Source organism: Schlesneria paludicola DSM 18645 (assembly GCF_000255655.1).
In the GTDB taxonomy this organism is placed as follows: domain Bacteria; phylum Planctomycetota; class Planctomycetia; order Planctomycetales; family Planctomycetaceae; genus Schlesneria; species Schlesneria paludicola.
In genome coordinates this window covers 3064585-3087906 of the sequence record NZ_JH636435.1, presented here as the reverse complement: position 1 = coordinate 3087906, position 23322 = coordinate 3064585, and the positions used below count along the sequence as shown (strand labels likewise).

Annotated in this window: 18 protein-coding genes and 1 tRNA gene; 14 read left to right on the top strand and 5 right to left on the bottom strand. The window is 55.9% G+C overall.

From position 1 onward, the window contains the following. Nucleotides 1-39 precede the first annotated feature (39 nt). A complete protein-coding gene (gene pruA / locus OSO_RS0131295; protein WP_237729354.1) occupies nucleotides 40-3159 on the top strand; it encodes an L-glutamate gamma-semialdehyde dehydrogenase in 3120 nt (1039 codons plus the stop codon). Nucleotides 3160-3191: 32 nt separating this feature from the next. Here pruA and OSO_RS0131290 read toward each other — a convergent pair whose 3' ends face one another. Next, nucleotides 3192-4145, bottom strand: coding sequence for a Gfo/Idh/MocA family oxidoreductase (locus OSO_RS0131290; protein ID WP_010586855.1), 954 nt, complete (start codon nucleotides 4143-4145; stop codon nucleotides 3192-3194). Between the two features lie 234 nt (nucleotides 4146-4379). Between OSO_RS0131290 and OSO_RS0131285 the strand changes: the two genes are divergently transcribed. From OSO_RS0131285 to OSO_RS0131270, 3 genes are all read left to right on the top strand, one after another. After that, on the top strand, nucleotides 4380-5219 hold the full coding sequence (locus OSO_RS0131285) for a SirB1 family protein (RefSeq protein ID WP_010586854.1): 840 nt from the start codon (nucleotides 4380-4382) through the stop codon (nucleotides 5217-5219). Between the two features lie 375 nt (nucleotides 5220-5594). Beyond that, nucleotides 5595-6272 carry a dTMP kinase gene (gene tmk / locus OSO_RS0131275; protein WP_010586853.1) on the top strand — a complete coding sequence of 226 codons (678 nt, stop codon included), beginning with the start codon at nucleotides 5595-5597 and terminating at the stop codon, nucleotides 6270-6272. Nucleotides 6273-6404: 132 nt separating this feature from the next. Then, nucleotides 6405-7676, top strand: coding sequence for a C45 family autoproteolytic acyltransferase/hydrolase (locus OSO_RS0131270; protein ID WP_010586852.1), 1272 nt, complete (start codon nucleotides 6405-6407; stop codon nucleotides 7674-7676). Nucleotides 7677-7733: 57 nt separating this feature from the next. Here the strand turns inward: OSO_RS0131270 and OSO_RS0131265 are convergent, their stop codons facing one another. Beyond that, a complete protein-coding gene (locus OSO_RS0131265; protein WP_157605556.1) occupies nucleotides 7734-8348 on the bottom strand; it encodes a hypothetical protein in 615 nt (204 codons plus the stop codon). A gap of 652 nt (nucleotides 8349-9000) precedes the next feature. Further along, the gene (gene tpx / locus OSO_RS0131255) at nucleotides 9001-9513 is read right to left on the bottom strand and encodes a thiol peroxidase (RefSeq protein WP_010586849.1); all 513 of its coding nucleotides are present in this window, start codon (nucleotides 9511-9513) and stop codon (nucleotides 9001-9003) included. 349 nt (nucleotides 9514-9862) lie between these two features. On the opposite strand from tpx, the gene OSO_RS0131245 reads away from it, so the two are divergent. Both OSO_RS0131245 and OSO_RS0131230 read left to right on the top strand, forming a co-directional pair. Continuing rightward, nucleotides 9863-9936 (top strand) — tRNA-Arg (locus OSO_RS0131245). Between the two features lie 586 nt (nucleotides 9937-10522). Beyond that, a complete protein-coding gene (locus OSO_RS0131230; RefSeq protein WP_010586847.1) occupies nucleotides 10523-10930 on the top strand; it encodes a DUF4259 domain-containing protein in 408 nt (135 codons plus the stop codon). A 255-nt stretch (nucleotides 10931-11185) separates the two neighbouring features. On the opposite strand, the gene OSO_RS0131225 is transcribed toward OSO_RS0131230, so the two are convergent. Together OSO_RS0131225 and OSO_RS48835 are read right to left on the bottom strand one after the other, a co-directional pair. Then, complete coding sequence (locus OSO_RS0131225) at nucleotides 11186-11743, bottom strand: hypothetical protein (RefSeq protein WP_010586846.1); 558 nt, start codon at nucleotides 11741-11743, stop codon at nucleotides 11186-11188. A 55-nt stretch (nucleotides 11744-11798) separates the two neighbouring features. Next, the gene (locus OSO_RS48835; protein WP_010586845.1) at nucleotides 11799-13325 is read right to left on the bottom strand and encodes a heparan-alpha-glucosaminide N-acetyltransferase domain-containing protein; all 1527 of its coding nucleotides are present in this window, start codon (nucleotides 13323-13325) and stop codon (nucleotides 11799-11801) included. A gap of 837 nt (nucleotides 13326-14162) precedes the next feature. On the opposite strand from OSO_RS48835, the gene OSO_RS0131205 reads away from it, so the two are divergent. The 8 genes from OSO_RS0131205 (at nucleotide 14163) to OSO_RS48825 (ending at nucleotide 23223) form a co-directional block, all read left to right on the top strand. Continuing rightward, nucleotides 14163-15134, top strand: coding sequence for a hypothetical protein (locus OSO_RS0131205; protein ID WP_010586843.1), 972 nt, complete (start codon nucleotides 14163-14165; stop codon nucleotides 15132-15134). Nucleotides 15135-15505: 371 nt separating this feature from the next. Continuing rightward, a complete protein-coding gene (locus OSO_RS0131200) occupies nucleotides 15506-16249 on the top strand; it encodes a DUF2334 domain-containing protein (protein ID WP_010586842.1) in 744 nt (247 codons plus the stop codon). Next, entirely contained in the window at nucleotides 16246-16857 is a 612-nt protein-coding gene (locus tag OSO_RS0131195; RefSeq protein WP_010586841.1) for a hypothetical protein, read from the top strand. The genes OSO_RS0131200 and OSO_RS0131195 overlap by 4 nt, the downstream gene beginning before the upstream one ends. After that, on the top strand, nucleotides 16854-17579 hold the full coding sequence (locus tag OSO_RS48830; RefSeq protein ID WP_010586840.1) for a glycosyltransferase family 2 protein: 726 nt from the start codon (nucleotides 16854-16856) through the stop codon (nucleotides 17577-17579). The genes OSO_RS0131195 and OSO_RS48830 overlap by 4 nt, the downstream gene beginning before the upstream one ends. Next, nucleotides 17580-18398, top strand: coding sequence for a BUD32 family EKC/KEOPS complex subunit (locus tag OSO_RS0131185; RefSeq protein WP_010586839.1), 819 nt, complete (start codon nucleotides 17580-17582; stop codon nucleotides 18396-18398). A gap of 265 nt (nucleotides 18399-18663) precedes the next feature. Continuing rightward, the gene (locus OSO_RS0131180; protein WP_010586838.1) at nucleotides 18664-20007 is read left to right on the top strand and encodes a vWA domain-containing protein; all 1344 of its coding nucleotides are present in this window, start codon (nucleotides 18664-18666) and stop codon (nucleotides 20005-20007) included. A gap of 349 nt (nucleotides 20008-20356) precedes the next feature. Next, nucleotides 20357-20752, top strand: a complete 396-nt coding sequence (locus OSO_RS0131175; protein WP_010586837.1) for a BlaI/MecI/CopY family transcriptional regulator — start codon at nucleotides 20357-20359, stop codon at nucleotides 20750-20752. Continuing rightward, entirely contained in the window at nucleotides 20749-23223 is a 2475-nt protein-coding gene (locus tag OSO_RS48825) for a M56 family metallopeptidase (RefSeq protein ID WP_010586836.1), read from the top strand. Before OSO_RS0131175 ends, OSO_RS48825 begins: the two co-directional genes overlap by 4 nt. Nucleotides 23224-23322 lie beyond the last annotated feature (99 nt).

Below are 23322 nucleotides of genomic sequence, written 5' to 3'. Positions count from 1 at the left end.
TCCGACAACTTGCGTTTCCCGTTCAGCACGGATGCGACCTTGGCCAAAAAGTCTACGAAAAAAAACGCCGAAACCGATGTCTCGAATCCGGAGGTCTCAAGCCCTCCGACTCGGAAGAAAGTGGCACCTGAAACCGTGGCAGTCCAGACGCCGACGGAATGGGATGCTGCGCGGGTTGAGGCTGAAACTCAGCGTGTGGGAACTGACATCTGGGAACATCTCTCGCGGCGGCGGCCGTCGATGTTCGAGCGGCGCTGGTGGGATGACCGCATTCTCGGCGCTGCCATGGCCGACGAATCGCTCAAAGTGCAGATGTTTCGCTTCGTCGATGTGCTTCCTCGCTTGAAGACACATCGCGATGTCACGCGGCACCTGCAAGAATACTTTCTGGAAGTCAAAGAACACCTGCCACTTGCGATCGAGATGGTTCGGTTCGGGGTCGAACACCTGTCTCCCGATTCCGTGCTGTCGCGAGCCTTGGCCTACAACGCTCGCGGAAACGCGGCCCGAATGGCTCGGCGGTTTATTGCGGGTTCAAATGTCAGCGAAGTCTTGACCGGTGTCACTTCGCTCCGCAAGCAGGGTTTTGCGTTCACGCTCGATCTCCTGGGCGAAGCCGTCATTTCCGAGGCCGAGGCCGAAGCGTATCAGCGGTCGTACCTGGAGCTGATCGACGGTCTGGCGCCAGTGGTCAATGCGTGGCCGGAAAATGCGCAGACCGACTACGATCACGAACGTGCGATTCCCCGCGTGAATGTTTCCATCAAGCTGTCGGCACTCGTCAGTCACTTCCGTCCCATGGACGTTCTCGGGACTGCGGCGGCCGTCAAAGAGCGATTGCGGCCACTGCTGCGCAAGGCTCGGGAAAGCCACGCATACGTCCATGTGGATATGGAACAGTATGCCTACAAAGATCTGACGATCGACATCTTCAAGCAGACATTGCTGGAAGACGAATTTCGTGATTGGGCGGATGTTGGAATCGTCATTCAGGCATATCTTCCCGAGGCTGAACGCGATGTGATGGGACTATTGGAATGGGCCCAGGAACGCGGTACGCCGGTTTGGATCAGACTGGTGAAGGGGGCCTACTGGGACTACGAAACCGTCATCGCCCAAAGCCGGAACTGGCCGTCGCCCGTCTTCGAAGAAAAGTGGCAATCGGATGACAATTACGAGCGTTTGACTCGACTGCTGCTCGAAAATTACACCGTGTTGCAGCCGGCGTTCGGCAGCCACAACCTACGCAGTTTGTCGTACGTCATTGCGACCGCAAAGGAGCTGAATGTCCCCGACAGCGCCTTCGAATTGCAGATGCTGTATGGGATGGCCGGTGAGCAGGCCCGGGCATTCAGCGAATTGGGCTACCGCGTTCGAATTTACACACCGTTCGGCCAGTTGATGCCGGGAATGGCCTATCTCGTAAGGCGATTACTCGAGAACACGTCGAACGATTCCTTTTTGCGACATAGCTATGACGAGAACGTCAAGATCGAGGATTTACTGATGAAGCCGGCCAGACTCGCGAGTAGCACCCCGAAGAAGCAACCTGTGCGACCGGAATTCGTCAACGAAGCGATTGCGGACTTCTCTCGTGAAGACGTCCGCGAGGCCATGCTGTCGGCGCTCGATACCGTCAGCGACGATCTGGGCAAGGAGTATCCGATTGTCATCGGGGGAAAAGCGATTCACGCGCGCTCGATGATGGTTTCGCTGAACCCTTCGAAGAAGTCTCAAGTCATTGGCCGGATCGCATCGGCGACCGCCGACGATGTCGTGTTGGCCATCGATACCGCCCGACGTGCTCAGCCCGCCTGGGCAAAGACCGAAGTGCAGTATCGCGCCGAGTATCTCGAGCTGATGGCCAAGGAAATGCGCGAACGTCGGTACGAACTGGCGGCCTGGCAGGTCTATGAGTGTGGAAAGCCCTGGGCGGAAGCCGATGCCGAAGTCTGTGAGGCGATCGATTTTTGCGTCTACTATTCGCAGCAGATGCGGTATCTCGACGCGCCGCTGCGGACGGACTTGCCCGGCGAAGAAAATTGCTATTTCTATCGTGCCCGTGGCGTGGTCGCCGTGATCGCTCCGTGGAATTTTCCGCTGGCAATTCTGACGGGCATGACCGCAGCGGCACTCGTCACGGGGAATACCGTGGTGATGAAGCCGTCTGAGCAGTCCTCTGTGGTTGCGACGAAACTGCTGGAAATCATTCAGACCGTTGGTATTCCCGATGGCGTTGTCAGTTTCGTGCCCGGTGTCGGCGAAGAGATCGGTCCCGAACTGGTGGGCAGTCCCAACGTCGATATGATCGCCTTCACCGGATCGCGGCCCGTTGGCCTCGCCATCAATGAACAGGCTGCTGCGTCGCACATTTCGCAACTGGGCGTCAAGCACGTCATTGCCGAGATGGGCGGCAAGAACGCCATCATCGTCGATAGCGATGCCGACTTGGACGAAGCCGTCGTGGGGGTTGCTCAAAGCGCCTTTGGGTATGCCGGTCAAAAATGCTCGGCCTGCTCGCGCGTGATCGTGCTGGAAGACGCCTACGATGAATTTCTCTCACGATTGGTGGAAGCTGCCAAGTCGTTGAAAGTGGGGCCCGCGGACGATCCCGCCACCGATATCGGCCCTGTCATCGACGAAGACTCGTACAACCGAATTCTGAAATATATCGAACACGGTCAGACCGAGGGCCAACTTCTCTACGGCGAAGTCGATGCGAAGCTGGCTTCGAAGGGGTACTACGTTGGCCCCCATATTTTCGTCGAAGTTCCACCAGATGCGAAATTGGCTCAACAAGAGATCTTCGGACCGGTCCTGGTTGTGTTCAAGGCAAAAGACTTCAACGAGGCTCTCACGATCGCCAATGGAACCGACTATGCACTGACGGGTGGCTGCTACAGTCGCAGTCCCGCGAACCTGCGACGGGTCCGTCAAGAGTTTGTCGTGGGCAACTTGTATCTGAATCGCCCGATCACGGGTGCTCTGGTGGCGCGGCAGCCGTTCGGTGGTTTCAAGCTGAGCGGTATCGGAAGCAAGGCGGGCGGACCAGACTACTTGAAGCACTTCTTGATTCCGATCAACGTGACCGAGAATACGCTGCGTCGTGGTTTTGCTCCTCCGACGAGCGAAAGTGAATCGGGCGCGGACGAAGCCTGATGACCGGCTCGTCGGGTCGCACGCGGGACGGCTCAGGCCGGTTGTCGGAGAGGGATCGAATTGACGATCTCTAACGCCTGGACAAATTCAGACAGGCGTCCGATCGGATTGAGTCCCCCGAGTGCGCGACGACAAAACTGATCGATCAGAATTTCGGTTTCTGTCCGCTCGTCGGTCAACGATTCGTCCGCGGATTCCGCAGCCGTTTCCCAGCGAATTTGTGCGCGGTTCGGCAGAGTCGCGGTACCGCGTTCGCATTGAACACGAATCAATGCGTTGTCCGCGGGTAAGTGCCGTAGCGTGGCTGTTCGAGGTGTCGGCATTGCCCGTCCATTGGAACTCGTACGAGCGGCAAACGTGAAATCAATCCCTGCTGTTGATTCGCCCGAAGGGGCGGGCGAGATCGTCGGAGCCTGTCCCATCAAGTCAAGGCACCAGTCAACGAGCGAAGCGGTCTCTGTGGCGGGGTGTGACAGGTCGGCTTCTATCGCGATTTTGACAACAGGGCCAAGCCGCGTTGCAATCAGTTCGCGCAGCCGACACGAAGCCGGGGTGAATCGCTGGCAGAGTTCGGGGATCAGTTGTTCCGCCGCATTGGTCCGTAGCCCAGCAGCGTCCCCGTGATTGACTGAGTTTCCGAGTGCCGCGACAGCATTGGCCGCATGACTGAGCACCTGGCTAGATAAGAACGCAGGTTTGTTGCCCCGAATCACCAGATTCAAAAAGCCTGTGGTACACCAACCGGGATCAAGGATGATCAGTCCCTGCAGTGTTGGGCGGCGAAGAACCTGTGTCAGGCTATGAGCGACTTCTGCACCATAGTCGCTGGCAATCGATTTGGAGCGACCTTCAACCGGGTCGTAGACCATTCGAATGGTCAGTCGATTTCGCAATCGACTCAACGGCTCGCGGTAGTGCTGCTCCCAAATCGGCCCCAGGCCGATCAGTCCCAGTCCAACTCGATCACGCCGCGACGTCTCAGACATTCGTTGTGTTCGCCGTGGTGAGAGTGGATACGAGCCCGGAACAAAACGTCGATTTTAGGACGATGTGCCCGGTATTGACAGTGCGCCACGTTGTTTCTTCGGCGTTCATCTCGTGGCGTCGGACGATCACAGCCTCAGGTCTTTCCTGATGCGGCGCGAGGCCATCTCGACTCAGGTGATGGTAGCTCCTAGAATAGGGTTCTGCCTGCCACTCACATTCGGAACGGCCGATTGATGGATATCGACACCGATTTTTCTTGTGATCCCGAGTTTTGCAAATTGCTTGCACGGCGGGAAGATGTCAATCTGATCGGTGCGGCACTTGAGCTGGCACGCGATGCTCAGCCGAAGCTTGATTTTGAACACACACTCGGCTGGATTGCGAAACGTTCTGTGGAACTGCGCACCCATATTCATCGCATGCGCAGTGACCGCGAAATGCTAAGTGAACTCGTGCGATGTCTTGCGGGAACGCACGGTCTGCACGGTGATAAATACGCCTTTCAGCGTGCGGAATGCAGCTACATCAATCGCGTGGTGGAAACAGGCGTCGGCATTCCCATCAGTCTCTCGATCGTCTACGTGGCCGTGGCGCAGGGCGCCGGACTCGATCTCGTCGGTGTCGCCGCCCCCATGCATTTCCTGACTCGCTTCGACACGATCGAAGGGCCGCTTTTCGTCGACACATTTCACGCGGGGCAAATCCTCAACTACGACGATTGCGTCGAATGGCTCGAAACACTCAGCGGTCTTTCTAGCGAAGAAATCGACCAGGCGCTCGAACCGGCGACACCGCGTGAGATTATCATTCGCATGCTGAATAATTTGAAAGCTTTGCATGTGACTCAGGAAAGCTGGGAGCAAGCGTGGCTGGTTCAAAGGCGTCTGCTCGCGCTCCATTCCATGGCGTTCGATCATCGCCGTGACCTGGCATTGATTGCCATCAAATCGAATCGACCAGGGGTCGCGATCGATCTGCTGGAAACGTGTCTCAAGGATTGCTCGCCCAAAGATCGCCCGATGATCGAAAACCACCTGCAGATCGCCGAGCACCAGTTGTCGAAATGGAATTGATCTTCGCCGCCAGTCTGACGGGGTAACCGTTCACAGGCTGGGGACTGGCTCATTTTTCTGCGGCAAAGGGATCGGTTGCTCTGGTCGAAGCACTGTGGATTCCAATCAATCGGGAAGATGTGCCTGTCCCCCTCACTTCGGACAGCGAACGGCGACGTCTGACGGACCCCGCGCGCAGGTTCTTTGCAAAGCGCAAGATGCTGGGCGGCTGTGAAACGCACCTTGACTCCTTTGCCGGTCTTTTCGGCATCCACTGCGCATCTTCGCGAAGAATTCCGCCGGATCTTGGACGATGGTTGTTGCTGCGTGGAACAGTGGTCACAATCTGCGAGCATGATCCAGATTCAGGTTCACGTTCAATAAAGGGTTGTCGGTTTGAGCGCGCTGATTGCGATTGAAGGAATTGACGGTTCGGGGAAGGGCACCCAGGCGGCGCGATTGCAGGCGCACTATGTCTCCCAGGGGTTGCGTGCGGCACTGCTCAGTTTTCCACAATATCAACAGACCCGGTTCGGGGCCAAAATCGGCGACTTTCTGAATGGGCGGTTCGGCAGTCTGGATGTTGTGCATCCGCTGCTCGTGTCCCTGCTGTTCGCCGGAGACCGTTTTGAATCCAAGGATCTGATCGAACGTTCGCTCGCGACAAACGATGTCGTGATTTGTGATCGATACATGGCGTCCAATATCGCGCATCAGGGGGCGAAGGTCTCCGATTCAGAACGCGCGGACCTTATCGACTGGATTCAGCACCTCGAGTCGTCGATCTACAAGCTTCCCCAGGCGCAATTGACGCTGTTTCTCGACGTACCTGTGCCCCAGGCACAACGGTTGATCGCCGCCAAGTCACAGCGGACGTACACCGACAAGGCAGCTGATCTTCAGGAAGCGGATGCGCAATATCTGCAAAATGTGCGGAATGTCTACACCCAGCTCGCGACCAGCCCCGACTGGATCACGATCCCATGCGTCGCGAATCAGGACGTCCGCTCAATGGACGCCATCACCGCGGACATCGTCGCCGCAGTCAGCGCCAGTGGAATTCTGCAGACGTGACGATCGCTCTGATCAACCGTAAAGGCCGGGGGGACTCGCGCGTCGTCGCTTTGGAACTGTTTTCCAGGCGTTGATAGGATATGCTGATCGTTCCCGTCTCTCTTGCATCGTTTCTCGCGACAGGAGTTCATCGTGAATCAGATCGAAAAGCATTGGCGCGGATCTCGCTTCGTCGCGGCATTGGCGCTGCTCGTCGTCTGCGGACCAACCCTCTTTGCAGAGGATACAAAGTCTGGTCCGGCGGCACAGACGGTGGCGCGATGCGGCAAGGGTTGGCTGGAGACGATCGAAGGATATCCCGTCCTGCATCTCAAGGGCACTCCGTACGAGATGGGGTATCAGCATGGCGCCCTACTGCGCGATCACTGTCGACAAAACATGAAATCGATTTTGGTCGATAAGGCCGGCAGCCTGAATCTAGTCGAGGTCGGTCCGCTGAAAGTCACGCCACGGACGGCGATCGACATGATCGTGGCGATCCAGCAGCCACACGTTGCCGGGCGTTATTTCGAAGAAATGGAAGGATTGGCCGCGGGGTCAGGTCAGTCCGTCGCCGATGTCCGTGCGGGTAATTTTGTTCCAGAGCTCTTTCATTGCAGCGGCTTCGCATTGGCCAAAACGGCCACAAAGAACGGCAACATGCTACATGGTCGCGTACTCGACTACGCGATTGATTGGGGTCTGCAAGATCACGCTGTCGTGATCGTCTATGAACCGGAGGGCCGCTTACCTTGGGTGAATGTCAGTTACGCCGGGTTCATCGGCTCGGTCACCGGCATGAACGCCGAACACATTTCCGTCGGTGAGATGGGGGGGAAGGGGCTTGGCCATTGGAATGGGCGTCCCATGGCGCTGTTGGTACGCGATGCACTCGAGACCGCCAAGTCGCTCGACGAAGCGATTGCGACATTCCGTGATGGTCCGCGGACATGTCAGTACTATTACGTGCTCGCTGACGGCGAAACGAATAATGCGGTCGGGATGGAAGCGTCTTGGGACGTGTTCACGTTGATCCTGCCGGGCGAATCCCATCCGATGCTGTCGAATCCCGTCAAAGACTGCGTTCTGATGTCGGCCGGCGATCGTTATCAGGAATTGTCCCGGCAGACGACCGCCGGACACGGCAAGTTCACGATTGAAAGCGCACTGCACCTGATGGATCGCCCCATCGCGATGGAGTCGAATCTCCACAACGTGCTGTTCGAACCCGCGACGACACGGTTTTGGGTTGCAAACGCCTCGTCTGACAAGAAACCGGCTGCGGAGCAGAAGTATTCCTCGTTTCAGCTTTCAGAATTGCTGAACCGGAAACCAGACTCAAACAGTCCCGAGCTTCTGCTGCCTCAACGAACCGCGGGATTGCCCTCCGAAAAGGGCACGCGGTCCGTCAAAGGCGGAAACTGAGAACAAGAGACTTGTTTCAGCATGGCGTCCCATCATCGTGACAAGACGCCCGAGCGATCATTTCTTCTTCGCGGACTTAGGAGCTTCTTTCTTTTCAGGCTCTTTCGTTCCGCCCGGTGATGGCAATTCCTCGGCGTCATCACCTTCGTCGATCATCTTCGAGCTCAGTGTTCCATCTTCGTGGAAGACGAGTTGATACTTGGATTTGCCGATTGCCACGTCAATCACGTAGTCGGCGCGCTTGCCGGCGGCGACGCGCGTGATGTGCTCGACTTTGGCTCCCTTGGCTTCTTCTTTTAAGGCTTTCTGGACGGCCGGGGGGCAGTCTTCCAGTTTGGCTTCCGTGCGAATCGCGTTCAGGACCTTTTCGAGAACCTGGCCGTCTTCTGCGACGGAAATGTCATAATCATTGCCAGCCACGCCGACGATGGCGCGGAAGAACAGGGGGCCGTTCAGACTCTTCCCCAGAAGCTCGATCTTGGAGCCCTTGGTTTCTTCCTTGAACGTCTTCTGCACGGCGGCCGGTGCGGTTTCGAACTTGATCACCCCGGGCTGTTGTTCTGCGGGGGCGGCTTTTGCCTTACCTTTTTCATCCGCGGCCCGCAGCGCGACCAGCGTTGTCGCCAACACGGCGAAGCAGACGAGCGGCGTCCGCAGAGTTTGGAACTTCATCGCAAATCCTTTCGTGATTCCATGAGCGGGACCAGGCGGCGACGCGATCTGTGCGAGCCATCGCACACGTCGCACAGTCCCATTTCAGCCGATTATTTATCCGATGACGCCCTGGCTGCAAAGAGAATTGTTCGGCTGGATGCGATGCGAATGTTCAGGTGTCGCGGGCTGGGTTTCCGTCGTAACGGCGTTTGCGATGACTGTGAGCCGGTTCCCGTCGCTGGCCGAGTCGTTTGGAACGAGTGTTTCGCGCACCCTTCCCAAACAGAAAAAGGGCTTCCGCCAAGGACGGAAGCCCCTCAAATTCACGCGAGTCCGTTATGACGTCGCCATGCGCCGACCCAAACGAGTCAAAGTCTGCCGACTTCGTTTGTGGTCAACGCATCGCGGCACGCCATTCTTCAATCGGCACACCGTTCTTCAATTTTGTGCGTCACAGGCTATCAGCCTGTTGAAGTAACGGGGACTGGCCTCGGCCCGCTTAAGAAACGCCATGACATCGTCAACGCCAAGGTGCCTGTCCCCCCTTACTTCAACAGGCTGCTATGCCGGTGGATTTCAGGCTGCAGAAGACCGTCAGTTGGAAATCGTACGGCGTTCCGTCTTCACAGGCTGTCCCTGCCAAATCGTCGTAGCGGCTGCAAAAGAACGTTCAGCTCTTGGCGGCAGCCAAAACGGCTTCGTAGTTCGGGTGATCGGCGATTTCCGGTACGTATTCGACATACGTGACCTTACCAGCCCCGTTCACGACGAAGATCGCGCGGGACAGACAGCGATCAAGCGGTCCACCCGAAATCAACACGCCATAATCACTCCCGAAATCGGTGCAGCGATGAGCGCTCAGCGTTTTGACCGTTTCCACGCCTTCCGCTCCGCACCAGCGCTTGGCACCGAACGGCAGGTCCATGCTGACGACCAGGACTTCCACGTTCGACAGCTTCTTCGCTTCGTCGTTGAATCGCTTGGTTTCTGCGTGGCAGGTGCTGGTATCCAGCGAAGGAATCGTGGCAATGATTCGCGTCTTGCCCGCGCTCGATGCGAGCGTAATGTCCGCCAGGCTATTGTCTTGCAGCTTGAATTCCGGCGCTTCATCGCCAACTTTCAGGGCACGGCCCTTGAGGTCGACCGGATTTCCCTTAAGAGTCGTTGCTCCAACTCGTTTCATTGTCTAGTCCTTATTTTGTCAGTCACGAGAAGACACGTCGCACTGGCAGCAGTATCTCAGCTACCCCCAGACTTTCAAGCAGCCCAAGTCACTCATCCCAGTCACACGATCCGGTGGTCGCCACGTAACCCCTTCATCAACCAAACCGGAATTCGTCTCACGGCTTATGAATTGCCGCATCAGGCCGCTTGCGACCCAGGATTTTGCGACCGAACTTGTTTTCATCACGAAATCGTCGATAATCAACCAAAGATTCCGCATCTCCACAGAAAACGAGTTTCAACGAGCTCACCTCCAAGGTGTAACTCATTGTCTCTCATCAGTTTCTGTTCCACGATCGGTTTCAATCGTTCTCGTAGCTCAATTGGATAGAGCGTCGGCCTCCGAAGCCGAAGGTTGCTGGTTCGACTCCAGCCGGGGACATTTTTTTGTCCGCGTCGCATGCTGGGCTTCGAATAGGTTCGTCGTTCTCGCGATGCTTTCTGCGCCAACAATTGAAGCCGCATCAGCTTACGCCGAACGCTGTCGGTGGCGGTTCAGAGACGAGGCGTTATCGCTTCAATTGATGCCACATCTTTCAAGTGATGGGCAATTCAAGCTCGTCAGCACCTGCCAAATCTTGTTCGGACTCTCGCGATGACGATTAAGGCGAGAGAAATGCAGAGCCTTAGTATCTTTTCGTCTCTTGTTGTGAAGAGTTGGAAACCAATTTTCTCTCTTTCATGAGCGATTCCACATTCTGCCTAAATCGCCACGCATGATGGGCTATGAGGTAAGCGCGATCCGAGTCGAAAACGCCTTTTTTTGCGACAATTGCATCAAACCATGCGAGAGTGTGTTGGCGTCCCGTTCAGCACATTTCAAAAATCTTATTGGGACGATTGTTCTTTTTCAGATGATGCCCTGTTTTACGGAGGGCATGGTCGGCGACTGTGGCTAAATTGCGATCCATATTTGCGGGAAAGCATGATTTCGAAATTTGACACGTAACGTTTGCGGAGATTCAGGGATGGGAACTTGGAGTGTAGATTCGTTTGGCAACGACGTGGCATGTGACTGGGCCTATAGCTTGGAAGATGTCGACGATCTCAGTTTGATTCGGCAAACCCTCGAAACTGTGCTCAATGGATCCGATGATTACTTGGACGCCGATGTCGCATGCGAAGGACTTGCGGCATGTGAAGTCATTGCCCGTTTGAAAGGAAATTGGGGCGTTCGTGACCCATACACTGAAACGATCGATAATTGGGTTGCATCACACAAGGTGAAGCCACCGGAGAATCTTATCCAAATCGCACTTACAGTCATTGAGCGTGTACTCGCTCCGCAGTCCGAATTGCTCGAGCTTTGGGAGGAAGGAGATGCAAGTGAGTGGCACGTCGCTGTCAATGATCTGCGAGAGCGTGTGCGGAATTAAGGTACAGCTCAGAGGTTGCACGTGGGCGCTTGAACCCGGCCCATTTTTAAAGGGATGGCGGCGTATTTGGGCTCCCTGTATTGAGTCATTCATTAATGCTGCAGGCGACACTTAACAGCAATTGGTTGTGGTCTGTGATGGCTCGGGCTATGCAATTTGCGTTAGTCACATCGGCCGATGCGGCGTAGGTGCTAACTTGGAGCTGCGGCAGAGATGTCCTCTTCGACAAGCGGTGGCCACTGTCAGCCCGTGCGTTTAGGTTCTCGATTCGTAAGCCGCGTATGCGCGCGCAATTGCCCACACTTCACACGCTCCGAGATGAGGATCGTCTGGTTCCAATTGTCGCATTTTGTCCCGAACATCGATTGCTGTTGCGTAATCGGAGATCAGGCCGAACTCAGTTACAATTGACGGATCGAACGCCTCGGGGATTTGTCCGCAGTTGGTCAGGGTGCTGTTGCCGAGGTATGAGTCCATGATGTCGTAACCGCAATGTTTGAAGCCTGAAGGAATGACTTCTGAACCATTCGGACTCTCTAAGATGGCGAGGATCTGGTGTCGTGATGAATCGATTGGCTGTCGTGTCATCAGATACTCCGCATCACGAAAAAACATGATCCGGAAGTCCGCATGCACGTTGTAAGTCCAATCCTCGTCACGGAGGTTTGTGATGACCTGCGGGCACACACCCAAATCGAGAGTCACCATCTCAACGATGTCCCGAAAGCCCGAGAAGGCGAGATAGTCTTTCCAGCCGGGTGCGACTTCGGGCCTGAAACGTTCTCGCAAGGTGTAAAGCCATTCATGCGTCATTTCGTGACAATCGCAAACGGCGAGAAACGCTCCATGGCCACCGAAACGCCCCCCATCAAAGGCGAATGAACATTTTCTGGCGTTCGAAGTAGCGGACGCAGGCGTAGATCATTCCGAAATAGAGGACGAAGGCCAGCAGGCAGTACCACAGTGGCGCGTCGCCGGGCAGAAGGTTTTTGAAGCGAGAATGCGCGAGCTCGTTAATGCAATAGGCCAGAAGTGGGTTGGTGCCGAACGTTCGAAAGATTCCGATCTCAAAGTGTCGGATGTCAGAGAACCACACGAATGCGGCGTAAAGGAGGAAGGACAGGCCTGTCGCGCAGAGGATGTACGACAGCGTCGGAAACTTCTTGCTCATCATCCAATAGTTTTCCAGTCGTTCATCGCCTGGGGGCGGGGCGATGAAGGGGGGCTCTGCCAGCAGGCTGAGCGGGCTGCGATGGTTCACACCGGACAGTGACGGGACCATGGGGGATTCGGCAAACTTGATGTCCGTGATGTTCGATCGTTGAGGCGTGCCTCCGTCGACGATGTCGTACAGGCGGGTTCCACACGAAAAGATGTACCCCAAAACGGTGAAGAAGACGCCGTATCTCAGCAGTCGCACAATGACGGCCCAGCGTGTCCCGTCCGTCATCACCACATCGTAGGCGATCGTCCCGCCCAGCATGACGACGCCCCAACACAACGGTCCGAAAAAGCCACCATCCCAACTGCGACTTGTGCCCGTCTTCCAGATTTGGACCATCCAGTTGTCTTCGAAGCCCAGGACGAATCCCCAATTGAACCAGTAGCACAGTAGCGCATGGACGAGCGCCAGGCCGAACATCGCGGCGAGGCGAATGTGCATTCCCAGGGGGACCAGAGGCAGGATCACCAGTTGAGACATTCCGATGATGGCAAACGTCTCCCACAAGTTGCTTTTGAGGTGGCGGGCCAGTGAGACTCGCCAGTTTGCAAAGAATGATTTCCGGAATTCGGGGTGGAATAAGGATGTTTTTGCGGGGTCGGCCGGCTTGGCGTTGCTTCGTTCTTTCTCACGCTCGGCGCGGCGTCGAAGTCGCTCGTCGTGAATCGCGACGTCCTGCTCTTCAGGCGTCATCTGCTTGAGCTCATCCCGGAACTCTTGCGCGGGATCACGAGGCCGGCCTCGCCGCCGACCTCGTGGTTGTGATTCCGATTCACTCGGTGGTGGGTCCGAGGGATCGCGGAGCGTCTCGGGAATCTGTTGGAACTGGCTCCAACTCTTGTAGTCCCCGGCGATTCCATACAGCAGTGTCGAGACGAATACGAGCAGCAGGCTCCGTCGCACATACGACCAGCAGGTTGCGAGCCAGCTCATCCGCTTGAGTCTTCGCAGCATTGTCAGCCGGAACGAGAACCCCACCATGAACATGAAGTTCGCCATGATGGTGTCGGCATAGCTGAGATAGTTGTCATTGTGTTTGAAGACAGAATGGACGACCCCGAATCCACCCACGAAGTTGACGAAAATCATGGCCGCGACTGCATAGCCGCGAAATTGATCCATGGAAATGACGCGATCAGGGGAATCAGTCGTCAGCGGCGCGTCGTGTGCCATCGTGTTTTGGTTCTGTAATTGGGGAAGGGCGTTTCTGGAATACGATTGCCAGCAACGGCAATCATTTTCGAGTCAGAGAAGGGAAGACCCGGTTTCATCGGAAACTAGCGTCATGGTTGCGAAAACCTCGCACGGTGTCACGCGTCTTCGGCGCTGAAAATGCATTAGTTCCCAATCCGAGAACGCTGGCCAATGACGGCATCCGCGATGCAGGGCAGAGCGAACGGAAGGTGCAGGGGGCTCGAACGAGTCTGTTCCCCAAGCGTGCTTCGGACGGGGTGATTCACGTCAAGTGGCGAATGATAGGAGTCGGATTCCGAGAGATCATCTCTCGGTCGACATCGATCCGTCAACGAATCGGCCGTTCGGAATTCAGGATCAATCTGCGTTGATCGGAGGACGAGTCTGACGTCGATCGTCGATGGGCACATCATCCAACTTTGTACCGACTGGCAAATCTTCGTCCATGTGTTGCTCGAGCCATCGTGCGACCGGGTTGTCATGGCGGCGGAAAAGTTGACTTGATCGCGATCTTCGAACGACTCGCTCTCGTCGTGCGGAGGTGATCCCCGGATCTCTGGTGTCGGATTCGATCCACCTGGTCAATGTCGTCTCATTTCAGACGCATTCGTAAATGCGCGAGACTCTCGGAGGATTGGCAAAGTCTGTCTCGTCGCCAACAGACCGCTGGAATTCCGCGCAAGTTCCACCTGATGCGTTTGCTCACTGCGATTTGCGGATTTCGTGGCCGATGGTTTTGGTGCAATTCAACGATCGTCGTGTGACGTGTGATTTCAACGGTGATTGCTCTCATTTCAGAACGAGGAGGGAACCTGCATGACTGTGACGCGTGTTCAATTAACTGTGTTCATGTTGCTGACGATGGCGAGGATCGGTGCAGCGGACGAGTCCACAGTTCCTGTTTTTAACCTGACGTCGATCAACACCACAGCGCCGGTGTCGCCTGAGTCCTCGGCCGTCCCGTTGACGAGTGGTAGTCCCAAGTTGTTTGGATTGATTGCGCAAAGTGATCATGGGTTCTCCGACTTCATCAGTCCGATGACGAATCCCGTGTATTTTGAAGATCCGCGAACATTGACTGAAGTGCGGCCGATCTTTGTGAACCACACGATTCCGAACGCCCTGGGCGGTGGTAGTGCGCAATTGATTGCGATGCAGGCCCGAGCGGCGTTGACCGAAAATCTGTCGATCATCGCGACGAAGGATGGTTTCTTCTTCTCACAGAACGGCCTCATGAGTGACGGGTTCGCCGACGTCAACGCCGGGCTGAAGTACAACATCTACAAGGACTATTGCAGCCAGACGATTGTGAGCACCGGCTTTACGTATGGGATTCCACTCGGCAGCCATCAGGCTCTGCAGGGAAAAGGAAACGGAGAATTCAATCTGTTCCTGACAGGAGGCCAGCAGCTTGGTGACAACTGGCATCTCGTTTCCACGTTCGGAGCGCGGCTGCCAGCCAATACGGATGTTCAAACGCAAAGCACATACTTGTCGAGTCACCTCGACCGAAAGTTAGGAAACAGCGGTTTCTACCTGTTTACGGAAGCGAATTGGTACCACTGGCTCTCCTCGTCCAATTCTTTTGCCGCGCCTGTTGAAGGGCTGGATCTGTTCAACCTGGGCTCCGTCGGGGTGGCAGGCAATGACATCGTGACCGGCGGCTACGGCGTGAAATACAAGCCAAACAAGAACCTGGAACTGGGTGTCGCCTATGAGATTCCCTATACCGATCGTCGCGACATTATTCAGAATCGTCTGACTGTGGATCTCATTTTGCGGTACTAATGGTGAACCCGATAGACGTTGACAGGTTCGATTTTCACTGTTGATTGCATCTGATCACCAGAGAGTTCCAAGCGGGCTCTCTGGTGTTCTGCCATCTCCCCGTTTGATTCGCAGTTGCTCGTTGAATCGGCAGTACAATTTCGACCTCGCATGTCGGTAGCGACATTGCGAGGTCGTGTTTTTTCCTGTGTTCATTTCCTTTGCGGAACAGGCGAACGGTTCCCAAATCCCTATGGAGTCTTGACAAGCGTGCTCTTGTTAAATAACTTTGCAATGCAAAGCGGCGTGTTTTTGAATTGTTGAAGTGATCTTGATTAATCGAGTTTCAAGATACTGTATTGCAAAGTCGATCGCCTGAATCGGGGGACGTCATGCCAGCGAATCTTCCTATTGCACTGCGTTCTGCGAAGCCCGCGATGCTGGTGGTGGTGCATGATTTTTCGTCCGTGTTTCTTTCCGAGCTCGGTGAGATCGTAGACGGTCTGGTGCCACTTGTAGGCCGACAGATCACCGCGGCGATCGTTCCTCGTTGGCGAGGAAGTCGTGCATGTCTTCACAATCCGGCATATCGTGAGCTCTTGACGCGTTGTTCCGAACATTTGCTTCATGGATGGACACATCAAAGCGCCGCACGGCTGCGGCCCGTGTCGCTGCTGACCGATTCCGCCGACGAATTTCGGGGGCTCGATGAATCGACGATTCTTGAGCGACTCGAGTTTGCCCAGGCCGATTTTCGAGAGCAGACTGGCCAACGGGCCCAGGGGTTGCTGCCTCCTGCGTGGCAACTTCCCATCGCCGCGTCGCGAATCTCGTCACTGAAATTTGTGGTGCGTTTTGATCGCCTCGAATCGTGCGAGCGCGGCGTGATCGCGCCTCTGGCCACCTGGTCGTGGGACTGGGGTCAAATTGGCTGTCTTGGTTATGGAGGCGAATGTCTGGGGCATCTCATGAGGCGCGTCCGCCGCGCGTCAATTCCCTGCATTGCCATTCATCCGGTCGACGTTCGTCGCGGATATTTTGTGCGTGCCTTGCGACTCATTGAGTCCTTCGTTCGAAGTGGATATCGCCCAATGACGGCCTCCGAAATCCTGTCTCACGCGGAGGGCGCGTCATGAGGTGGATCGCCGACGTCGTGATGAAGCACCGAGCGCGCGCCCTGTATCGCCGAATCTCTCCACATCTGCCCATGGTGGGGATCATCGCCGATCTTGGGTCTGGGACCGGGCACAATGCGGAACTGATCCGGCAGCGAACAGCGTTGCGAGTCACTGAGTATGATGTCGCTGATCTGCACTGGGTTGGTCCTGGGCCGACTCTTCTCGCAAACAACTCGGTTCCTACGCACGATCATCATTTTGCGTCATTGCTGTTGCTGTATGTGTTGCAGTACCCGGAATCCGTTGCGCCCCTCTTAAGTGAGGCTCAGCGGATTACTGAAGGACCTGTGATCGTGGTGCAATCGACGTATACGGGCAGGTTGGGGCGGTTTGTGCTCAGGTGCCGCGAGTTCTGTTGGGGCAGGGCGGCATTCCACATTGCGGCGTTCTTACGGATTGTTGAGTGCCACGACTGTCCGCTTGTTCCTTGTCGCTATTGGACGCGTGAGGAATTGCTCGATGAGTTCCGTCGCTCAGGTTTCGTCGTACGAGCACTCATTCCCTCGAATTGGCCCGGCTTAAGCGTGAGTCGGGATTTGTTTGTCCTGGAGGCCCATCGATCATGAGCAACTCGACAGTGTCGGTCATCGTCCCGGCTCGCAACGAGCAGCGTCTCATTGGCGAGACGCTCGAACGCATTCTGGATGCGGCGCGACAATTCAATCCAACAGCCGTCGAGGTGATCGTTGTCGATAACGCCAGTACCGATGGTACCTGGGAGACTCTTCAGCAGTTCTCTGTGCGCGATGGCGTAGTTGCCGTCTGCCATCAGGCGTTGGGTGCCGCACGTGCACGAAATCATGGTCGAGGAAACGCGACGGGCGAGATCTTAGTCTTCGTCGACGCCGATACCTGGATCGAGTCGGATTGCTTGCGTCGGATTGTTGATCATTGCCACCGCGACGGAAAAGAAGCCGGAATCATCCGACTGGCGGGTTCTGACGGAGGGCTCAGAGCACGAGTGTGGTGGTTCTTCTGGGAGCATGTGCGCCGCCTGCCACTTCCTCGGGCGAAAGCGATGCCTGCCGTGATGTTCTGCACGGCCACCGTGTTTGACGAGTACGGTCCCTTTGACGAAGAGGTCGCGATTGGCGAGGAATGGCCGATCCTGGCAGGCCTGTACCGCCACCGACCGGATCGGTTCATCTACGATCGTTCGATGACGGCGTTCAGTTCCAGTCGCCGCATGGAGGCTCTGCCGTTTGGCTATCTGCGCACATTCGTCAAGTACGTTTGGGCCATCCTGCACAAGAGTGGCCGTATCTACTATTCCGATGCGATTCGCTGAATGGTTCACCAACGTTTGATGCAAATGCGTCATGAATGCCGCCGCCTGCTTGGGATGATGTTAGGGAAGGTTCGCCTGCATCGAATCGAGTTTCTTTCCGTTAGTGGCGTCGACGTCGTTCGAAAGCAGCGTCGGTTCCTGGCGTGCCTGATCATCCCCTGGGGGAACGCGTTTCAATGGCTGACGGGAAGCCCTCATTTCGCGCTGCCGGTCAGGCAGTGGCTTGCTTGGGAACGAGCCATTGACGCATCCACGCGTCAGGGTCTCGTGCTGATCGAGTCCAGCGGCGCAATTGAGCGAGGTTCGGTGCTGGTCTGTCGGCATGTCCCGGGTGACTCACTCAGCCGAATTCTGGCGGACTGTCGGTACTCACCAGCACAGAAGCTCGACGCGATCCGATTGGCGCTGACCGCGCTTCGTCGATTGCACGCCGTCGATGCCGACTGGGGGAACGGAACGTATCGATCGATCAGTCACGGTGATGCCACCGCCTGCAATGTGATCGTGGACATGAGGGCGAACTCCGCCTGTTGGATCGATTTTGAGACCCGGCATGATCCGCAGCTCGCGGAGGTCGATCGTCAGACGGACGACCTCCGTTCATTGGTTTACACTTCTGCTGCACATCTGCCTGTTTCTAGTTTCTGCGAACTCGCCGACGTTCTGCTCCAAGTGGACATTGATCGCGAGACACACCAGCGTTTGAAGCAACGACTGACGACGGAATGGATTCATCTGACGCCATTCCAGTTGGCGCAGTCTCCGTTGAGATGGTCCGTCGCGATGGCGCTGCGTACGGCGCTGCTTGAGGTCTGCTGAAATATTGGGGACTGGCTCCACTCAGACTCGAAAACGCCATCACATCATAAACGCCACGGTGCCGGTCTCCGTTATTTCAACAGGCTGCTTGGGGCGTTGTCTCGCACGTGGTCGATCGACGATGCTTGTCTGGGGTGCCCCACGTGGCAATTGGCTTAACTCGCCGATTCTTGCGGCAAATTCATGATTTTCTCCGTCGACAATTCGCTATGCTCATCGTGTTGAACACGTGCTGGTCACTGTGTCTCCGGTGTGAGTCGTGCGAATGCGAGTTCGGGATTGTGTTGTCGTCGCTTCGTTGCTGGTGAACGTGTCGTATGTTTCCGCGGCACCTGTGGATGTGGAATTCACGTCCGCGAAGCAAACCTTCGTGAAAGAAATGAAGAAGCCCGCTGCCAACACACGTGCGGCGGCTGTTGCGACGTTCGCCAAAATTCCGCGTCCAGGTACCGCCGAACTCTTGTTGAAACGAGGTTTGTTCGATTCGGAATTGAAGGTCAGGCTCGCGACCCGCGCGGGACTACGGCAACTGGCCGATGACGCAACGGTCAGTGGCTACTTGATCAACGAATTAAAAAAGTCTATCAAGAAGTCGATCGCCAATGAAATGACACTGGAAATGCTTCGCGCGCTCGTGGCGAGTGATATTCCCGAGCGGCAAGTGGAACTCATCAAGTTCATTGACGAATTTCTGGCGACGCCCAAAGGCAATCTGCTGGTGCCGATCACCCTGATCGACGAATTCGCTGATCAGAGCGAAGATGACTACACCGAGCAGCGTGAGCAGGACCCCGCCCGCGCCGTTGCGATTCTGTCCAGGGCGAAGGTGTTTGAATCCCATTTCGGTTACCGCCGGACCATCGTACAGGCGATGTCGAAGATTCGAAAACTCGAGGCAGTCGACTTCCTGATCGAACTGCTGCCCAAGACCGAAGGGCTGATTCAGGCAGATATTGTCAGCTATTTGACGGCTGTTACGAAGCAACGGCTTCGTGCGGATGCTGCCGGTTGGGCCGAGTGGTGGGAAAAGAATCGAGACACGTTCGAGTTTCCCGACGGTGAAATCGAGCCGGATGACGACGACATTGCGAGTGATCAACTGACATACTACCGGATTCCGATTTGCGCGAAGCGGATCGTATTCGTGCTGGATTCGTCAGGCAGCATGCACGGCACTCCGATCCTGGCGGCAAAGCAGGCGTTGATCAACGCCATCGACGCGCTGCCTGAGGTCGTCCATTTCGGTGTGGTGATGTTCGATCGGCAGGCCGATGCGTGGCAACCCCGGCTTGTTTCGGCGACGGCTGATGCAAAGAAAAATGCGGCTCGAGCGATCGTCGCGCGGCCGTTGGCGCCTTTGACTGCATCAGGGGCCGCATTGAGTGTCGCGTTCAAGCTCGAGCCAGAAGCCATCTACTTTCTGTCCGATGGTGAGCCTACCGACGATCAGCCCGGTTCGATCGTGAATGCCTGCAGCGAACTGAATCGCGTCCGCCGCATCTCGATCCACACAATCGGCGTCACGACCGCTGGCGGCCACGGCGGCCTCTCGATGTTCATGAAGCCACTGTCGAGTCGAAACTATGGCAAGTTTGTGCTGATCGATTGACAGGGGCATGAAAGAACGTCTGCTACTTTCGTTTCAATTTCGTCCCCAAGCCGAAATTTTGAAGTTGCGTTCTTTGCTTGATTTCCCCTCGTTCCCAAGCTCCCGCGGTGGGGATGCTTCGTACTCATTAGAAATGTCTACGTCGGTTCGTGTTCAATTTCGTGCTCGACAGAAAATGAAATCGCAAAAGGCGTTACCAAGCGGGAGCTTGGTAACGAGGGTATCCATGCGAGGAAATCCCCTCTCGCGGTGCCATCTATGAAAATAGAAGATCTCTTGTAGGAATGACTTGCTTGCTCTATCTTCTATTGAAATCGAAGTTTTGTCTGGATTGGGAATGAGGGCAATCATGGTGCGGCCGAAGACGACTCATCCCACGGAACTGGAACTGCAAATCCTCAAAATCCTCTGGGGCCGATCACCGCTTGCTGTGCGTGACGTGCGCGAAGCACTCGAGGCCGGGGGCCGTCCGCTCGCGCATACGTCCGTCATCACGACGCTGAATGTGATGGTCAGCAAGCGATATCTGAAGCGGACGATGCAGGGGAATGCATGTTCTTTCACACCGATTGTCGCACGCGAAGAGGTCACGGGACGAATGCTCGGAGATGTCGTGGAACGCGTCTTCGATGGTTCCGCCAAAGCCGTGATGCTCAGTCTGTTCGAATCGTCGGATCTGGATGACGACGAGTTGAAAGAGTTGCGGCGGATCCTGAATCAAAAAGCGAAGGAGCGTTTAAAATGAGTGGCGACTCGATGTTCAATTCGTTGGCTTCGCAACTGCCGTGGCTCTCCAGCTCCGTTTGTCTGTACCTAACGATGACGCTTCTGCATTCGTTGTGGCAGGCGAGCTTGATTGGGGGGCTGTTTGTTGTGGTCGATTTTGGGCTTCGGCGAAGGTCGGCAAATGCACGCTATTGGTCCGGTGTGGGCGCGTTGGGACTGATCGTCCTCTGTTCGCTGGTCACGTTTGGATTGCTTGCATCTGTCAACGAGGTGAGCGTGGCAGACGGCGTTCCCGGGTCACAAGTTCCAGGGCAGACGTCTTCAACGATCTCCAAGATGGATGGATTGGTGCCTTCCGAGAGTTTCGCATCGATGCTCGCGGCCGACGCCATCTCTATTAACAGGGGGCCTGCTCGACAGGGGCTGACATTCGTGGGCTTTGCTCCGTGGATCACCGCCATGTACCTGTCCGGCGTCGCGGCCATGTTGTTAAGATTAGTTGTTGCTGTGGCCGCCAGTTGGCGTATGCGTTGGAACGCGGTCGAAGTGATCGACGATCGCCTGCGTGAAATTGTTTGCCGGACAGCCGAGCGATGGGGAATTCGGGTGGTGCCCATCGTGGCACATTGCCATCGCATCTCGGTCCCGGTGGTGACCGGAACACTCCGTCCGCTGATTCTGATCCCGCCCGCGCTGATGTCGGGACTGACTGTCGCGCAGGTCGAATTGGTCCTGGCCCACGAGTTGGCGCATCTTCGTCGCGGTGACTTACTGATCAATTGGCTGCAGCGCGTGGTTGAAGCGATCTTCTTCTTTCATCCGGCGGTCTGGTACATCAGTCATCGAGTCAGCATTGAACGCGAATGCACGTGCGATGACCTGGTTGTGGCGTCTGGCTGTTCTGCCCTTGAATATGGCGAGGCCCTGATTCATCTCGCGGATGTTTGTGGCTCGCGGAAAATGCCGGGTGGTGAGAGTGCGGCGTTGCTGGCTGCGACAGGAAAACGTCCCTCTCAACTGAAATACCGGCTGCTTCGATTGCTGGGTGAACCCGCACCGCGTCTGAATCGGGTGAGCGTCGGGGGGCTCACGATGACCGCCCTGTTGTTTGGATTGGGGTTGGCCGGATTGCTGCATCCGCTGGAAGGTCAGTCTTCAGACCGCAGAAAGGAATCTGTCGAAGTCGCACAGTCGGATGATCCCACGCAAGTTGCTGAGAGTTCGACGACGTCCGTGACACCTGCCCCCGATCCTGAACGCTTCGAACGATCAGTCGAAACGGAGTTCTCGGACGGACTGTCCTGGTACGAAGTCGGCCCGATCTCGAAAATCGTGGTCGAAGGAAATATCACAATTCCTGAATCCGCGATCACCAAGCAAATCAAAAGTCGGCCCGATCATCCGATAAATTTTGAGAAAATCAAAGACGACGTTGATGTACTGATTCGGACTCGCTGGTTCTCCAGCGTCGAACCAATGCTGCGCCCATGTGAGCGAGGGACCGCTCTCGTCTTCCGTGTGATTGAGCGGCCCATCGTGCGTCGTGTGGAATACAAGGGCCTGAAAAAGGTGAAGCAGAAAGTCTTCGACGCGATGACACAACTGAAGCCGGGGAGTCCTTTCGATGTCCGTTCCAACCGCGAATGCGCACGGCGGATCGAAGAGTATTACCACGAGAAAGGCTTTGCGTTCGCGACCGTGACCCTCGAGAAGGGCAGTGACCGTGACAATCGTGAAGTCATATTCGCCATCAATGAAGGGCCGAAAGTCCACGTTTCGACCGTCAAGTTCGATGGAAAGCACGAAGTTGTCGACGGAATCGAGCAGACGAAGCCGCAATCCAAGACGCGGATTTTGCAGCTTTTCAGCGGAAAATATGATCTGTCGACCATGAAAGAGGACATGGATGGTATCAAGCGGTACTACCACAGCCTGGGTTATCTTGATGTGTTGATTGAACCCGGTTTAAAGTTCTCCGAAGACGAATCGAATCTCGAAATTCACTATGACGTCAACGGGGGACTGCGATACAAGATTCGCGAGATCGAAATTGAAGGAAACAAAGTCATGTCCAAGCAAGAGCTTCGAAACATGATGAAGGTCAATGTCGGTGATCACTTCGACACGCGCGACATTGACCAGGATGCGGAAAATGTGAGGCGCAATTACCTCGAACAGGGACGCTGGTTCTGTCGCGTCGATGCTGTGCCCAAGCGAGCCGAAGAAAAAGGTGTCGTCGATCTTGTGTTTAAGATTCACGAGGATCGAGTCTATCGCGTACGGAACTTCAAATATCCTATTCTGGGAGATCGTTCCGCCGCCCCGACCAATCTTGCGAGTGAAATCCCGCCGATGCAACCTGCGCTGCTCAGTTTCTTTCGCGCATTGTTGGAACGTCAAGATCAGGATTCTGGTAGGACCCGCACGGCTCCATTTCCAGGCCCGCGCCCGACGTTGATCGAGTGGGCCAACGAAAAGTCGAAGCGATAGTTGGAACAATTTCGTGCGGGCGGCCGGGGAGTCCGTCCGACCTGCCGGGGAATCTCGTCCACCAACCGAGAATTCCCGGAGATCGTCACCGAATCGGAT

Coding starts and splice junctions, on each gene's coding strand:
- OSO_RS0131195 (WP_010586841.1), top strand. CDS start 16,246: ATGAGGTGGATCGCCGACGTCGTGATGAAGCACCGAGCGCGCGCCCTG.
- OSO_RS0131285 (WP_010586854.1), top strand. CDS start 4,380: ATGGATATCGACACCGATTTTTCTTGTGATCCCGAGTTTTGCAAATTG.
- OSO_RS48825 (WP_010586836.1), top strand. CDS start 20,749: ATGAGTGGCGACTCGATGTTCAATTCGTTGGCTTCGCAACTGCCGTGG.
- OSO_RS0131175 (WP_010586837.1), top strand. CDS start 20,357: ATGGTGCGGCCGAAGACGACTCATCCCACGGAACTGGAACTGCAAATC.
- OSO_RS48830 (WP_010586840.1), top strand. CDS start 16,854: ATGAGCAACTCGACAGTGTCGGTCATCGTCCCGGCTCGCAACGAGCAG.
- OSO_RS0131200 (WP_010586842.1), top strand. CDS start 15,506: ATGCCAGCGAATCTTCCTATTGCACTGCGTTCTGCGAAGCCCGCGATG.
- OSO_RS0131265 (WP_157605556.1), bottom strand. CDS start 8,348: ATGAAGTTCCAAACTCTGCGGACGCCGCTCGTCTGCTTCGCCGTGTTG.
- OSO_RS0131225 (WP_010586846.1), bottom strand. CDS start 11,743: ATGACGCATGAATGGCTTTACACCTTGCGAGAACGTTTCAGGCCCGAA.
- OSO_RS0131185 (WP_010586839.1), top strand. CDS start 17,580: ATGGTTCACCAACGTTTGATGCAAATGCGTCATGAATGCCGCCGCCTG.
- tpx (WP_010586849.1), bottom strand. CDS start 9,513: ATGAAACGAGTTGGAGCAACGACTCTTAAGGGAAATCCGGTCGACCTC.
- OSO_RS0131205 (WP_010586843.1), top strand. CDS start 14,163: ATGACTGTGACGCGTGTTCAATTAACTGTGTTCATGTTGCTGACGATG.
- OSO_RS0131230 (WP_010586847.1), top strand. CDS start 10,523: ATGGGAACTTGGAGTGTAGATTCGTTTGGCAACGACGTGGCATGTGAC.
- OSO_RS0131290 (WP_010586855.1), bottom strand. CDS start 4,145: ATGTCTGAGACGTCGCGGCGTGATCGAGTTGGACTGGGACTGATCGGC.
- OSO_RS48835 (WP_010586845.1), bottom strand. CDS start 13,325: ATGGCACACGACGCGCCGCTGACGACTGATTCCCCTGATCGCGTCATT.
- OSO_RS0131180 (WP_010586838.1), top strand. CDS start 18,664: ATGCGAGTTCGGGATTGTGTTGTCGTCGCTTCGTTGCTGGTGAACGTG.